We start from the raw sequence: 15501 nt of genomic DNA on the forward strand, positions 1-15501 counted from the left end.
CTTCCCTCCGCGCGGAGGGCGACGGCCGATCGCCACCACCGGTCCGTCACCCGCCGATGCCGCCCGGCGGCGTGTCCCCGGTGTTCTCCAGGAGGTTCCCGGCCCGGGTCAGATAGCCCGCCTGGAAGCGGCTCTCGGCGCCCAGCAGGTCGAAGAGGTCGGCGATGTACTTGCGGCAGGTGCGCAGGGAGACGCCGAGCCGGCGGGCGATCGTCTCGTCCCGCAGGCCCTGGCTGAGCATGGTGAGGATGGCCAGTTTGATGTCCTCGCGGACCTCCCCGTCGGGCAGGGCCGGGCTGTAGGGGCTGCCCATCTGCCAGTTGCGGTCGAAGGCCGCGCACAGGAACGCCACGGTGGAGGGATCGCGGATCACCGCGGCTCCCCCCTTCACCTGCGCGTGGGGCAGGAACACCACCTGGCGGTCGAAGGCGATCATCCGCCCGAACAGCTCGGTGAGCGTCCGCACCTGGGCACCGGCCGCCGTGGCGCGCTCCACGTACGCCTGGGTGGGCGCGTGGTGGCGCGCGGTGTGCTGGTAGAGCGTCCGCATCCGGATGCCGCGCTCGATCATCGCCAGGTCGCGGACGATCGACTGCTCCAGTTCGGCCGCCGGCCGGCCGCCGCCGGGCTGGGAGGTCATCACCTCCAGCCGGCAGCCGCTGCTGGCCTCCTCCAGGAGCTCGATGACCTCGCCCAGGGACTCCACCAGTTCCAGCGGCACCGTGCGGATGCCGTCGCGGGCCCCGGAGGCGTACAGCGCGTTGAGCGAGTCGACGGTGTCCCAGAGGGTGAAGATTCCGGCCAGGCCCCGCCGGAAGCGGGACTCGGCGGCCGCCACCTCCGCACTGGCCACCTGCGGGTCCATCGGCCTCCACGCGCCGGGCGGCCCGTCCGCCGCGCCGCCGACGGGTCTGATCAGCGGTACGGCGGACAGCAGTTCCACCGCGCGCGCGACCCTCTCCGGGGAGAGCCCGAGACCGACGGCGGCGTCCGGGGCCACCAGCGTGCCGTGGTCCACGGCCCACCCGTAAACCTGGATGTCCTCGGCCCTGAGGGTTTCCAGCCGAGCCATGATGTCCGCTTTTGGAGCGTTAGTCACTCTTGCCTGCCCTGCATCTTGGTGTAGGGCATCATGATGCGGCCTTCCGGACTGGACCACGAGCCCCCCGAATGAAGAAACTTGAGGAGTGAAGGAGCGGCCGTCGAGCCGGTTTCCGGAATTCACTCGTCTCGTTGCGGGGGGCAACCATGAGCACCATGCGTAAGAAGTTCACGATATTCGTCGCCGGAATCGCGACGGTTCTCGCCGTCACTCTGGCCTCCACGGTGACCGACCTGAGCAAGGGTACGTCCGTGACCAGCGGCTCGATCACGCCGCGCCTGGACGACACCGGCTGGAGCTAATCGAATTCCCCTCCCCGGGCCGGGGTTCGGCGAGTACGCCGGTAAAAAGGAATTCACCAGGGCTCGCCCTGCTCTCGGGTCGAGATTTCACACACTCTTCATGGTCGCTTCGCACGCGTTCACGCGGCGACACATGAAAGCAATCGTGGCATGTCCATGCCTATACCTTTCGTAGAGAATTCGGAGTACCACAGGTGTCTGTGCTTGACGCATTCGCAGAGCACGTCGACGTGGCCGAGATACGCGCCCTGGTCAACGAGGTGCTCGGCACCGACGTGCCCGGCGACGGCTCGTTCATCGGCCACGGCGGCGACTCGTTCCACGCGGTCGTGATCGTGGCCCGGATCGAGGAGCGGTGGGGCGTCGAGGTCGACTTCCTCGCCGTGCTCGACTCCACGCCCGACACGCTCGCCGCCGCCGTGAACACCGCACGCGGCGCGCGGGCCCGGGACTAGGCGGAACGGACGTGAGCGGCACCGCCGCCGTAACCATGAAACGATCACTGTCCCACGGGCCGGGCGCCCCCGTCCCCGACGACGCCACCGCCCACCGCGCGCTGCTCGACGTGGCCGCGCGCACCCCCGACGCCCCCGCCCTGCGGACCGGCGGCGGAACCGTCACCTACCGCCGACTGGTCGCCTCGGCCGGGGCGGTACGCGCGGAGCTGCTGCGGCACGGCGTCCGCCCCGGCGACCGCGTGCCCGTGCTCGCCCGTCCCGGCGGGGCCTTCGCGGTGGCCGCCCTCGGCGTGCTGCTCGCGGGCGCGGCCTACGCGGCCGTCGACCCCGAGTGGCCCGCCGAGCGGCTGGCCGGCGTCCTCGACGACCTGGACGCCCGGCTCGTGCTCGACGCGGCGGGCACCGGCCGGCCCGACGCGGTGCCGGGCGAACTGCCCGTCGTACCGCTGCCGACCGGAGAAGAGGACCCCACCGGAGCGGCGGCGGCGGACGTCGGGGCCGACGCGCTCGCCTGCGTCTTCTTCACCTCCGGCTCCACCGGCCGCCCCAAGGGCGTCGCCGTGCCGCACCGCGCCCTCGTGCGCACCTTCCTGCACGGCGGGTACGGCGAGCTGGGCCCGGACACCGTGATGCCCATGGTCGCCGCCCCCTACTGGGACGGCGGCGCCCTGGAGGTCTTCGGCCCGCTGCTCAACGGCGGCTGCGCCGTCGAGGTGCCGCGGGGGCCCCTCGACCCGGCCGCGCTGCGCCGCCTCGTGCGCGAGCGGGGCGTGAACACCCTGTGGCTCACCAGCTCCCTGCTCAACCTGATCGTCGACGAGGACCCCGGCGCCTTCACGGGCCTCCGCCACGTCATGACCGGCGGCGAACGCCTCTCGCCCGCCCACGTGGCGCGGTTCCTGGCCGCCCACCCCGCCGTACGTCTCACCAACGGCTACGGCCCGGTCGAGTCGATGGTCTTCGTCTCCACCCACCCCGTCACCCCCGCCGACCTGGACGAGGCGGACGGGATCCCGGTCGGCACCGCGATCCGCGACACCCTGCTCGCCGTGGTCGACGCCGACGGCGCCCCCGTCCCGTACGGGGAGACCGGCGAACTCCTCGTCGGCGGCGGCGGCCTCGCGCTCGGCTACCTGAACCGTCCCGAGGAGGACGCGCGGCGCTTCACCGCCCTGGACGTCCCCGGCCGGGGCCCCGTGCGCGTCTACCGCACGGGCGACCTCGTCCGGATGACCCCCGGCGGCCGCCTGTCGTACGTGGGACGCGCCGACCGCCAGTTCAAGATCCGGGGCTTCCGCGTCGAACCCGGCGAGGTCGAGCGCGTGCTCGGCCGGACCACGGGCGTCAAGGAGTGCTTCCTGATCCCTCGGCGCGACGCCGGGGGCACCGTCACCGGCACCGTGTGCGCCTACACCACCGAACCCGGACACGGCCCCGCCCCCGAGGAGCTCGCGCGGGCGGCGCGCGGACTGCTCGCCGGCTACCTGCGGCCCGACCGGTTCGTCCGGCTCGACGCGCTGCCGCTCGGCCCGACCGGCAAGGCCGACCTGCGGGCCGTCGAAGCCCTCGTACGCCCCCTGCCGACGACGCCCGCCGCCGTCACGGACGGCTCCCCGGCCCTGCGCGCGGTGCGCGGCATCCTCGACGCGCCCGCGCTCACCGAGGACGAGGACCTGCTCGCCCTCGGCGCCCACTCCCTCCAGGTGCTCCGGATCGCCGCCCGCCTGTCCGGCCTCCTCGACGTCGAACTCTCGGCGCTCGACGTCTACCGGCACGCCACCGTCCGCGCCCTGGAGGAACTCGCCGCGCACCGCCCCCGCCGGACCGCCGGGGAGCGGACCGCCGAAGAGCGGGGCGAACCCGGCGATCGGCTCTCTCCCGGCGAAAGGCGGTTCTGGATCGCGGAACGGCTGGCACCCGGCGCGCCCGGCCACGTGGCGACGAGCCGCGTCGAGGTCACCGGACCGGTCGACCCGGACCGGCTCGAAGCGGCCCTCACCGCCGTCGCGGCGGCCCACCCCGCGCTGCGCACCACGTTCCCCCCGGACCGGGGGCGCCCCCGGCGCGCCGTGTCCCCGGCCCCCGCGCCCGTCCCGCTCGTCCGCGCGTCGGCGACCGGGACCACCGAGGAGGCCCTGACCGCCGAACTCGCCTCCGCCGTCCACGACCTGGCCCACGGGCCGCTGCTCGCGGCCGGACTGCTCTCCCGCTCCGCCGACCGGCACACCCTCCTGATCGCCGTCCACCACGCGGTCTACGACGCCCACTCCGAGCAGGTGCTGCTCGCCGACCTCGCCACCGCCTGGTCGGGCACAGCGCCCGCCCCCGCCCCGGCGCCCCCGGCGACCGGCCGCGCCACCGGAACCGAACGGGACTTCTGGCGCGCCGAGCTGGCCGGCCAGGAACCCCTGGCCCTGCCCGTCCCGGCCCCCGCCATGCGGACCCTGTGGACCACCCCGGTCACCGGCCGCGCCGTCCCCCTGCCCGCCGGAACCGCCCCCCGGCTCCACGCGGCCGCCGCCCGCCACCGCACCCCCGCCCTGACCCTGCTGCTCGCCGCCTGGTGGCGGGCCCTGTCCACCTGGACCGGACAGCTCGACCTCACCGTGGGCACCGTCGTCGCCGACCGCGCCCCTGCACACGAACGGACCGTCGGCTACCTCGCCAACGGCATCCCCGTACGCGTCACGGGACAGCCCGGCACCGGCGGCGCGGAACTCGTCGACCTGGTCGGCACACGGCTGCTGCGGGCCCTCGCGCACGCCGCGCTGCCCACCGACGAGATCGCCGCCCTGGCCCCCCGGCCCACCGGCGGACGGATGCCGCTCTACCAGACGGTGCTCGCGCTCCAGCGGGTCAACGCCCCGGTGCGCCTGGGCGAAACCGTCCTGCGTCCCCGTCCCGCGCCCCCGCTCGGCCCGCAGGCGGAACTCGTCTGCGAACTGTGGGAGGACGGCGAGGAGCTGACCGGCGCCCTCCACGCGCCCGAGGGACTGCTGCCGCCCGCCGCCCACGCCCTGCTGACCGACCTGTTCGCCTCCGAGCTGGACCTGCTGCTCACCAAGGACCTGACATGACCGACACGTTCGTCGACGGAACCGCCGTCGCCGGAGCGGCCGACCCGTTCCCGCTCACGTACACCCAGGAACGGATTTGGGTCGAGGAGCAGTTGCGGCCCGGCGGCAGCGCCTACCACATGCCGGTGATCTCCCGGGTCTCCGGCCCCCTCGACCTCGCCGCCCTCCAGCGCGCCGTGGACACCGTCGTCGCCCAGCACTCCGCCCTGCGCACCGTCTTCACGGACGTGGACGGCACCCCCGTGCAGCGGGTGCTGCCGACCGCAGGCGTCCGCGTGGCCCTCCTGGACCTGCGCGCCGCGACCGACGCCGAAGGGGCCGCCCGGACCGCCGCCCTGGAGGAGGCCCACCGCCCCTTCGACCTGGCGGCGGGACCCCTGCTGCGCGTCCTCGCCGTGCGCACCGCCGACGACGCGCACCTGCTGGTGGTGACGGCCCACCACCTCGTGTTCGACGGCACGTCGTTCGGACTGCTCTTCGCCGAACTGTCGGAGCTGTACGGCCGGGACCCCGCCGAACCGGCCGCTCCCGTCGGCCAGTTCGACGACGCCGTGCGCGCCGAGCGGGAGCGGCTGACGGACGAGGCGGTGGACGGCCTGCTCGACTGGTGGGGCGACTACCTCGACGGCGCGCCGCGCACCCTCGACCTGCCCGCCGACCGGCCCCGCGCGGAGGGCGGCCACCGCGCCGGAGCCCAGCGGCGCCTGCTGCTCTCCCCGGAGCTGAGCGCCTCGGTGCGCGACCTCGGCCGCACCCACCGGGCCACCCCCTTCATGACCGCGCTCGCCGCCTTCGGCGTGGTCCTCGCCCGGCAGACCGGCCGCCACGACCTGCTGGTCGGCACCCCCGTCTCCAGCCGCCGCGCCGGGGAGCACCGGGCGCTCGGCTGCTTCCTCAACTCCCTTCCCGTACGCCTGGACCTGACCGGCGGGCCGTCGTTCGCCGAACTCGTCGAGCGGGTCAAGCGCAGCGCCCTGGAGGCCTTCGCGCACCAGCGGGCACCGCTGCACCGCCTCGCGTCCGGCCGGACGCCCGGCGACGGCGGGCGCGGCGGACCGGTCCAGGTCTTCTTCAACGTGCTGCCGCCCGCGACCCCCCTCGCCCTGGCGGGCTGCACGGTGGAACAGCTGCCGTTCCCGGAGATCGACGGCAAGTTCGACCTGACGCTGTACGTCTCCACCGAGGGCGGACGCCTCGCCCTGGAGGCGGTGTACGACTCCGGCCTCTTCCTGCCCGAGCGCGTCGCCGACCTCCTGGAACAGCTGGAACTGGTGCTCGCCCAGGCCGCCGCCGACCCGGACCGCCCGGTCGCCGACCTCGCCCTGGCCACCGGACGCGCCGCCGCCCTCGTCCCCGGCCTGGCCGCCGAACTGCCCGCCGACTACCCGGGATCCGTCCTGGAACGGCTGGACGAGCACGCCCGACTGCACCCGGGACGGCCCGCCCTCGAAGGCGCCGGACGCGTCTGGACGTACGGAGAACTCGCCCGGACCGCCGCCCGCACGGCCGCCCGGCTGCGCGCCGTGGGCGTGGGCCCCGGCGACGTGGTCGCCGTGCACGCGGACCGGGACCCCCGGACCGTGGTGGCACTGCTCGCGGCACTGCGGGCCGGGGCGGCGTTCACGATCCTGGACGCCTCCCACCCGCGGGCCGAGTCGGAGCTGCGCGCGGCCGAGGCGAAGCCCGCCGCGTGGATCGAGGCCGCCCCCGGCCGGACCGTCGCACCGTTCGCCTCGGCCCCGGTCGTCCCGCTCGACAAGGACGACACGGACGACACGGACGAGGCGGCCGGCAAGCCCTCGCACACCCCCGCCCCGCCCGCCGCGGGCGACCCCGCCTACGTCGCGTTCACCTCCGGCACCACCGGCCGCCCGCGCCGGATCCTGGGCACCCACGGCCCGCTGGCGCACTTCCTCGCCTGGTACACCGAGGAGTTCCGCGTCACCGCCGGGGACCGCTTCTCGGTGCTCTCGGGCCTGGGCCACGACCCGTTCCTGCGGGACGTGCTCGCCCCGCTGTGGGCCGGGGCCACCGCCGTCTTCCCCGGCGCCGACCCGCGCGACACCGAGGCGCTCGCCGCCTCCCTGCGCCGGGACGGGATCACCGTCACGCACCTGACCCCGGCACTGGCCTCCGCCCTCGCCGCCTCCGCCCCCGAGGGCTGGCCCGAACTGCGGCTCGCGGGCTTCGGCGGCGACGTCCTGACGTACCGCACGGTCCGCGCCTGGGCCGCCCTCGCCCCGGACGCCGACCTGCTCAACCTCTACGGGGCGACCGAGACCCCGCAGGCCGTGTCGGTGCACGTGGTCCGGCGCGGCGGCGAGGACGCGCCCGAGGGCGAGGGCCCGGTGCCACTGGGCCGGGGCATCGACCAGGTGCAGCTCCTCGTGGCGGCCGGGGACCGGCCCGCCGCACTCGGCGAGGTCGGCGAACTCGTCGTCCGCACCCCCCACCTCGCACGGTACGCCGACGTGGTGGACGGCTCCGGATTCGGCACCCTGGACTTCGCCCCCGGCCCCGTCTACCGCACCGGCGACCTCGCCCGGCTCCGCCCGGACGGCCTCTTCGACCACCTCGGACGCGCCGACCACCAGGTGAAGGTGCGCGGCTTCCGCGTCGAGCCCGCCGAGATCGAGACCGCCCTGACCGGCCTCGAAGGCGTGCGCCAGGCCGTCGTCCTGGCCGAGCCCGACCCGGACGGCGGCCACCGCCTGGTCGGCCACCTCGCGACCGGCGGCGCCCGGCCCGACCTGACCGCGCTGCGCACGGCGCTGGCCGCGCGGCTCCCGGACTACAAGGTGCCGTCCGCGTTCGTGGTGCTCGACGCGCTGCCCCTGACCCCCCACGGCAAGCCGGACCGGGCCGCCCTGCGCGCGCTCGGGGCCGACCGCCGGGAGAGCGCCGTCGGCGGGTACGCCGCCCCCGAAGGACCCCTGGAGGAGCGGCTCGCCGGAATCTGGCGCGAGGTGCTCGGCGCGGAGCGGGTCGGCGCCCGCGACGATGTCTTCGCCCTGGGCGCGCACTCCCTGCTCCTGAGCCGGGTCCTCGTACGGGTGCGCCGGGCGCTGGACGTGGAGCTGACGCTGCGGGACCTGTTCCGGCACCCGACGGTCGCCGCGCAGGCCGCGCTGATCGGGGAAGCCGGCGCCACCGCGCGCTCCGTGCCCGAACCGGGCGTGCCGCGCGGCCCCCTGGACGCGCCGGCGCCGCTGTCGTGGACGCAGGAACGGCTCTGGCTGGAGGAACAGCTGCGGCCCGGCGACGCCGCGTACAACATGCCGCTCGTCCTGCGGCTGCGCGGACCCCTGGACACGGCCGCGCTCCGGACGGCGGTGGACGCCGTGGTGCGCCGCCACGCCGTGCTGCGCACCGGCTTCGCCCTGGAGGACGGCGTACCGGTCCAGCGGGTGGACGCGGACGCGCGGGTGACGGTGCGCGAGCGGGACCTGCGCGACGCGCCGGACCCGGCCGCCGACGCCCTCGCGCGGGCGATGGCGGAGACCAAGGAGCCGTTCGACCTGGCGACGGGCCCGCTGCTGCGCGTCCTGGTGCTGCGGTCGGGCGACGAGGAGCGACTCCTCGTCCTGACGGCCCACCACATCGCCTTCGACGGCTGGTCGTTCGCCGTCCTGCTCGACGACCTGTCGGCCGCCTACCGCACGGCCGTCGAGGGCGGCACCCCGGACCCGGGCACCGGGCTGCAGTTCGCCGACGTGGCCCGCTGGCAGCGCGAGACCCTCGACGGACGGCCGCTGGAGGACCTGGTCGGCCGGTGGACGGAGCGGCTGGCCGGCGTGCCGACCGTGCTCGAACTGCCCACCGACCGGCCCCGCCCCGCCGTCCAGGCCCACCGCGGCGCCCGCCACCGCCTGGCCCTGGACACGGAACTGTCCCGGAAGCTCAGGGAGTTGTCCCGCGAGCGCGACAGCACCCTCTTCATGACGCTGCTGTCCGCCTTCGGCGTGGTGCTCTCCCGCCACACCGGCCAGGAACGACTGCTCGTGGGCACCCCGGTCGCCAACCGGGAGCGCGCCGAGTTCGAGGACCTCGTCGGCTGCTTCCTCAACACCGTGCCGCTCGCCCTCGACCTGCGCGGCGCACCGGGCTTCGGCGAACTCCTCGGCCGGGTCACCGACCACGCCCTCACGGCGTTCGAGCACCAGGGCGTGCCGTTCGGCAGGCTCGTGACCGAGCTGGCCCCCGAGCGCGACCTGTCGCGCAGCCCCCTGGTCCAGGTCCTGTTCGCCCTGCAGAACGTCCGCCTCGGCACCTTCGACGCACCGGGGGTGACCGGCGAACTGGTCGAGGTCTCCGAGGCGAACAGCCAGTTCGACCTGAACCTCCGGATGCTGGACGACGGCGACCGGATCCTGGGCTGGCTCGACTACGACACCGACCTCTTCGACGCGGAGACGGTCGAACGGCTCGCCGGACACCTGGTCACCTGCCTCACGGCCGTGACGGCCGACCCGGACGCGGCCGTGACCGCCCTGGACCTGCTCGGCACGGACGAGCGCCGCCGGGTGGTGGAGGAGTGGAACGCCACCGACACCGACCGGGACCCGGAGCGCACCCTGACCTCCCTCCTGGAGGAGCAGGCCCCGCGCACCCCCGGACGGACCGCCGTGCGCTGCGGCGACGAGCGGCTGACCTACGCCGAACTGCACCGCCGCGCCAACCGGCTCGCCTGGCACCTGCGCGACCTGGGCGTCGGCCCGGACGTGGTGGTCGGCGTGCACCTGGAGCGCTCGGCCGCGCTGATGGTGGCCCTGCTCGCGGTGCTCAAGGCGGGCGGCGCCTACCTGCCGCTCGACCCCGGCTACCCCGCCGAGCGGCTGGAGTTCATGCTGGCCGACGCCCGGGTGCCGGTGCTGCTCACCGGACCCGGCACGGACGCCGCCTCCCTCGCGGGCGAGGGCGTCGAGGTCCTGGTCGTGGACGGGGACCCGGCGGCCGGACGGCCCGACCACGCGCCCGAACCGACCGCGGGCCCCGACCACCTCGCGTACGTCATCTACACCTCGGGCTCCACCGGCCGCCCCAAGGGCGTGCAGGTGCCGCACCGGGGGATCGTCAACCGGCTCCTCTGGATGCAGGACGCCTACCGGATCGACGCCTCCGACACGGTGCTGCAGAAGACGCCGATCAGCTTCGACGTGTCCGTGTGGGAGCTGTTCTGGCCGCTGCTCACCGGAGCCCGGCAGGTGCTCGCCCGGCCCGGCGGCCACCGCGACCCCGAGTACCTGGCCCGACTGATCCAGGACGAACGGGTCACGGTCTGCCACTTCGTACCGCCGATGCTGGACACCTTCCTGTCGGCCGCGCCGGCCGAGCGGTGCACCTCGCTACGGCTCGTGGTGTGCAGCGGCGAGGCCCTGCCCCTCGAACTGACCCGGCGCCTGCACCGCACCCTGCCGGACACCGCCCTGGAGAACCTGTACGGGCCCACGGAGGCGTCGGTGGACGTCACCCGCTGGTCCAGCCGCCCCGGCGAGGACCGGTCGAGCGTGCCGATCGGCGCGCCCATCGCCAACACCCGGGTGTACGTCCTGGACCGGCTCCTGGCCCCGGTGCCGATCGGCGTCGCGGGCGAACTCTTCCTGGGCGGCGTGCAGGTGGCGCGCGGCTACGGCGACAGGCCCGGCCTGACCGCCGACCGGTTCGTGCCCGACCCGTTCGGCCCGCCCGGCGCCCGCCTCTACCGCACCGGAGACCTGGCCCGCTGGCGCCCGGACGGCGTCGTCGAGTACCTGGGCCGCATCGACCACCAGGTCAAGGTGCGCGGCTTCCGCATCGAACTCGGCGAGATCGAGGCGGCGTTGATGCGGCAGCCGGGCGTCGGACAGGCCGTGGCGATCGTCCGCGAGGACTCCCCGGGCGACCGCCGGATCGTCGCGTACCTCACCCCGGACACCACCGGCGCCGTACCGGACCGCACCCCGGACGTCCCCGGTACCGCACCGGACCGCACCTCTGACACCCCCGACATCGCCGTCCCCGTCCCGGACCGCACCGCCCTGCGCGCCGGTCTGGCCCGGCTGCTGCCCGAGCACATGCTGCCGAGCGCGTTCGTCGTCCTGGACCGTCTGCCGCTGAGCCCCAACGGCAAGGTCGACCGCACGGCGCTCCCCGTGCCCGAGCGGCCCGCCGGAACCGACCGGGTCGCCCCGCGCGACGACACCGAGCGCACGCTCGCCGAGCTGTGGCAGCGGGTGCTGCGGCTCGACCGGGTCGGCGCCACCGACAACTTCTTCGAGATCGGCGGCGACTCCATGCACGCCGTCCGGGTCGTCGGCCTCGCCCGGGAACAGGGCCTCGACATCCCGCTGACCGAACTGTTCGCGCACCAGACGGTCGAGGCGATCGCCGCGTGGCTGGCCTCGCGCACCGAGCGAAACGCCGGGCAAAACGCCGGACGGACCCCCGGGCAAGCCACCGGGCGGCCCGCCGAGCCGCGGCAGGTCGCCGCCTTCGGCCTGCTCTCCCCGGCGGACCTGGCCAAGCTGCGCGCCAAGTGACCCCTTCTCCCGACCGTCCCTGAGAGGACCGCAATGAGCCACGGCGACATCGTCGACGCCTACCCCCTGACCCGCCTGCAGTCCGGGATGCTGTACCACAGCCTGCTGGACGGCAAGACGCCCACCTACCACGACATCTCCACCATCCGGATCGCCGGCCGTTTCGACGAGGACGCGCTGCGCACGGTGTTCGCCGGGATCGTGGAACGCTCCGACGTCCTGCGCAGCGCCTTCGACATCAGCAACTTCAGCGCCCCCGTCCAGCTGGTGTACGACTCCGTCCCCACCCCGCTGACCGTCGAGGACCTGCGCGGCCTGACCGACGCGGAGCAGACGGAGCGCACCGCCAGCTGGACGGCCCGGGAGAAGGCCACCGCCTTCGACCTCGCGCTCGCCCCGCTGCTCAGACTGCACGTCCACGTCTTCGCCGACGACGACTTCCAGCTCAACCTGAGCTTCCACCACGCCATCCTGGACGGCTGGAGCCTGTCCCTGGTCACCTCACAGCTCCTGACCGGGTACGACGCCCGGCTCGACGGCCGCACCGGGGAAGCCGTCGCGCCGGTCACCCGCTTCCGCGACTACCTGGCCCTGGAGCAGGAGGCCCTGGGCAGCGACGCGTCCCGCGACTTCTGGGCCCGCACCCTGGCCGGCACCGAGTTCACCGGCCTGCCGCGGCTCGCGGAGGAGGGCCTGGAGCCCCGGCGCACCGCCCGGGTGTACGAGGTGCCGCTGCCCCCGGACCTGACGGCCGGTCTGCGCGCCGCCGCCGCCCGCGCCAAGGTGCCGGTCAAGGCCGTGATGTTCGCGGCCCACGCCCGCGTCCTGTCCCTGCTGTCCGGCGCCACCCGCGTGGTCACCGGCCGGGTCAGCAACGGCCGCCCCGAGACCGCCGACGGCGACCAGGTGGTCGGCCTGTTCCTCAACACGCTGCCGCTCGTGGCGGACGTGGCCGGAGCCAGCTGGACCGACCTCGCCCGGCAGATCCACCGCCAGGAGAGCGACGCCCTCGCGCACCGCCGCTACCCGATGGCGCAGCTCCTCCAGGACCTCCAGCGGCCCGAACTGTTCGAGACGGTCGTCGACCACCGCAGCTTCCGCAGCTACGACATGGCCCTCGACCACACCGCGGTCACCGGCGGCGCGTTCTTCGAGCAGACCAACTTCCCCTTCACGGCCAACTTCGGCACCGACCCGGCCACCGGCGAGGTCAACCTGCGCGTCAACTACGACGCCGCGCAGTTCTCCGCCGCCCGGATCACCGAGATCGGCGGCTACTACACGGCCGCCCTCGCCGCCCTGGTCGCCGACCCCGACGCCCCGGCCCAGGCCGCGCGGCTCCTCGACGCCGGACAGCTGGAGCGCCTGGCCGCCGAGTGGCAGGCCACGGCCGTGGAGCGCGAGCCGGGACGGACCCTGCCCGAACTCCTCGCCCGCCGGGCCGAGCACACCCCGGACGCGGTGGCCCTGCGCAGCGGCGACGACGTGCTGACCTTCGCCGAACTGCGCGCCCGCTCCAACCGCCTCGCCCACCTCCTCCGCGAGCTCGGCGTCGGACCCGACACCCTGGTCGGCGTCCACCTCGCCCGCTCGACCGAACTGGTCGTCAGCCTCCTCGCGGTCCTCAAGGCGGGCGGCGCGTACGTGCCCCTCGACCCGGGCTACCCGGCCGACCGCCTGGAGTACATGCTGGCGGACGCCCGCGTCCCGGTGCTCCTGACCGACCCCGGCCTGGCCGGGACCCTTGACCCGGCGGGCGCGCACGTCCTCGCCGTCGACGCGTCCACCGTGAGCGGCCACCCCGACGAGGACCCGCCGGTCGAGGTGACCCCCGACCACCTCGCGTACGTCATCTACACCTCGGGCTCCACCGGACGCCCCAAGGGCGTGCAGATCCCGCACGGCGCCCTGCTGAACCTGCTCCTCTCCTTCGGACGGGACCTGGAGATCGGCGAGAGGGACCGGCTGCTCGCGGTCACCTCCCTCTCCTTCGACATCGCCGGCCTGGAGGTGTACCTGCCGCTGATCACCGGCGCCGAACTGGTGCTCGCGCCGGACATCGCCGTCGACGGCCCCCGGCTGCGCGCCTTCCTGGAGGACAGCGGCGCCACCCTCGTGCAGGCCACCCCCTCCAGCTGGCGGCTCCTGGTGGAGGCCGGCCTCGGCGCCGACCCCGGCCTGCGGGTCGTCTCCGGCGGCGAGGCGCTCCCCGACGACCTGGCGGCCGAGCTGACCGCGCGCTTCCCCGTCGTGTGGAACGCCTACGGCCCCACCGAGACCACCATCTGGTCCTGCCTCCAGCGCGTGCTGCCCGGGGCGCCCGTCACCCTCGGCCGGCCGATCGACAACACGCGGGTGTACGTCCTCGACGCCTCCTTCGCCCTGGTCCCCGACGGCGTCGCGGGCGACCTGTACATCGCCGGGGACGGCCTGGCCCGCGGCTACCTGGGCCGCGCGGACCTCACCGCCGACCGCTTCCTGCCGGACCCCTTCGCGGCCGCGCCCGGCGCCCGCATGTACCGCACCGGCGACGTGGCCCGTCGGCTGCCCTCCGGGGAGCTGGAGTTCCTGGGCCGCTCCGACCACCAGGTCAAGGTGCGCGGCTTCCGCATCGAGCTGGGCGAGATCGAGTCGGTCCTCGCCCGGCAGCCCGGCGTCGGCCGGGTCGTGGTGGTGGCCCGCGAGGACCGGCCGGGCGTCAAGCGCCTGGCCGCCTACCTGACCCCGGAGGGCGAGGCCCCGGCCTCGGCCGACCTGCGCGCGGCGGTCGCCGCCGCGCTGCCCGAGTACATGGTGCCGTCCGCGTTCGTGGTCCTCGACGCCTTCCCGCTCACCCCCAACGGCAAGGTCGACCGCAACCGGCTGCCCGCGCCCGGCCGCGAGGAGACCGGCGCGGGGGAGTTCGTGGAGCCCCGCACCCCGACGGAGGAGGCGCTCGCGGAGGTCTTCCGCGACGTGCTCGGCCTCGAACGCGTCGGCGTCACCGACGCCTTCATGGACCTGGGCGGCGACTCCATCTCCGCCCTGCGCGTGATCATGCGCCTGCCGGACCTCACCGACGTGGAGGTGCCGGTGGCGACCCTCATCGAGGGCGGCACCGTGGAGAAGCTCGCCCGGATCGTCGACGGCGAGCAGGAGGCGCGGGCGAGCGTGGTGGTGCCGCTGCGGGCCGGCGGCGACCGCCCGCCGATCTTCTTCGTGCACCCGCTGGGCGGCAGCGTCTTCAGCTACTCCGAACTGGTCGAGGTGCTCCACCCGGACCAGCCGTTCCTCGCGGTCCAGGCCCCCGAGTACGCGGGCCCGGACGTGCCGCGGCCCGAGAGCGTCGAGGAGATCGCCGCCCTCTACCTCTCCGAGGTCAGGGCGATCCAGCCCGAGGGCCCCTACCACCTGGGCGGCTGGTGCATGGGCGGCATGGTCTCGTACGAGATGGCCCGCCAGCTCCAGGCCGCGGGCGAGGAGGTCGGGATGCTCACCATCGTCAGCGCCAGCATCGACGACCCCGTACCGCCCCGGTACGTGACCTCCGAGGCGGCCGCGATCCTCGGCGCCTTCGGCCACAAGCTGCCGACCACCGAGGCGGAGCTGGAGGCGCTCGACGAGGAGAGCCGCCTGCGGCACGTCATCCGGCTCACCCGGGGCACCGACGACGAGCGGGCCGACGCGGCCACGGTCGACGACCTGCGCCGCCTGGTGAGCCTGTACCAGCGGCACGCCCGGGCGCTGATCACCTACCGGGACACCCCGCGCGAGCCGTTCCACGGGGACGCGCTCCTCATCCGCGCCGAGACCGAGCTGTTCACCGGCTGGGACTTCGGCTGGAAGGACCGCGTCGACGGCACCCTGCTCATCGACGAGTCGCCCGGCAACCACTTCTCGATGCTGGAGCGGCCCAACGTCCCGAAGGTCGCCGCCCGCATCGAGGCCGCCGCCGCGGGCCGCCCGAGCGGCGTCCCCGCCCAGTAGCCCAGTAGCCCAGTAGCCCGGTAGACAGCCCCCGCCCCCGCCCCCGCTCCCGTACGCCCGCACGTCCCCCGTCCGCCC

At 75.0% G+C, this 15501-nt stretch carries 6 protein-coding genes; 5 read left to right on the forward strand and 1 reads right to left on the reverse strand.

The window, feature by feature from the left end; translation table 11 throughout:
* Positions 1-46: 46 nt before the first annotated feature.
* Entirely contained in the window at positions 47-1072 is a 1026-nt protein-coding gene (locus ACIQVI_RS31285; RefSeq protein ID WP_403602009.1) for a helix-turn-helix domain-containing protein, read from the reverse strand.
* Positions 1073-1248: 176 nt separating this feature from the next.
* Here ACIQVI_RS31285 and ACIQVI_RS31290 point away from each other — a divergent pair, with 176 nt between their 5' ends.
* The 5 genes from ACIQVI_RS31290 to ACIQVI_RS31310 all read left to right on the forward strand — a co-directional run bounded on the left by ACIQVI_RS31290 (position 1249) and on the right by ACIQVI_RS31310 (position 15423).
* Positions 1249-1404: a hypothetical protein gene (locus ACIQVI_RS31290; protein WP_403602012.1), complete on the forward strand. Its 156-nt coding sequence runs from the start codon at positions 1249-1251 to the stop codon at positions 1402-1404.
* A 230-nt stretch (positions 1405-1634) separates the two neighbouring features.
* Positions 1635-1859: an acyl carrier protein gene (locus ACIQVI_RS31295; RefSeq protein WP_351971360.1), complete on the forward strand. Its 225-nt coding sequence runs from the start codon at positions 1635-1637 to the stop codon at positions 1857-1859.
* A 35-nt stretch (positions 1860-1894) separates the two neighbouring features.
* Positions 1895-4939 carry an amino acid adenylation domain-containing protein gene (locus ACIQVI_RS31300; RefSeq protein ID WP_403602015.1) on the forward strand — a complete coding sequence of 1015 codons (3045 nt, stop codon included), beginning with the start codon at positions 1895-1897 and terminating at the stop codon, positions 4937-4939.
* Complete coding sequence (locus ACIQVI_RS31305; RefSeq protein ID WP_403602018.1) at positions 4936-11457, forward strand: amino acid adenylation domain-containing protein; 6522 nt, start codon at positions 4936-4938, stop codon at positions 11455-11457. The genes ACIQVI_RS31300 and ACIQVI_RS31305 overlap by 4 nt, the downstream gene beginning before the upstream one ends.
* 33 nt (positions 11458-11490) lie before the next feature.
* Positions 11491-15423 (forward strand): amino acid adenylation domain-containing protein, encoded by a 3933-nt coding sequence (locus tag ACIQVI_RS31310; protein WP_403602021.1) that lies wholly within the window; start codon positions 11491-11493, stop codon positions 15421-15423.
* Positions 15424-15501 lie beyond the last annotated feature (78 nt).

The organism is Streptomyces sp. NPDC098101 (assembly GCF_044760185.1).
Classification (GTDB): Bacteria; Actinomycetota; Actinomycetes; order Streptomycetales; family Streptomycetaceae; genus Streptomyces.

What these genes read in the sequence shown, in the direction of transcription:
- ACIQVI_RS31285 (WP_403602009.1), bottom strand. Translation starts at nt 1,072, where the DNA reads ATGGCTCGGCTGGAAACCCTCAGGGCCGAGGACATCCAGGTTTACGGG.
- ACIQVI_RS31290 (WP_403602012.1), top strand. Translation starts at nt 1,249, where the DNA reads ATGAGCACCATGCGTAAGAAGTTCACGATATTCGTCGCCGGAATCGCG.
- ACIQVI_RS31300 (WP_403602015.1), top strand. Translation starts at nt 1,895, where the DNA reads ATGAAACGATCACTGTCCCACGGGCCGGGCGCCCCCGTCCCCGACGAC.
- ACIQVI_RS31305 (WP_403602018.1), top strand. Translation starts at nt 4,936, where the DNA reads ATGACCGACACGTTCGTCGACGGAACCGCCGTCGCCGGAGCGGCCGAC.
- ACIQVI_RS31310 (WP_403602021.1), top strand. Translation starts at nt 11,491, where the DNA reads ATGAGCCACGGCGACATCGTCGACGCCTACCCCCTGACCCGCCTGCAG.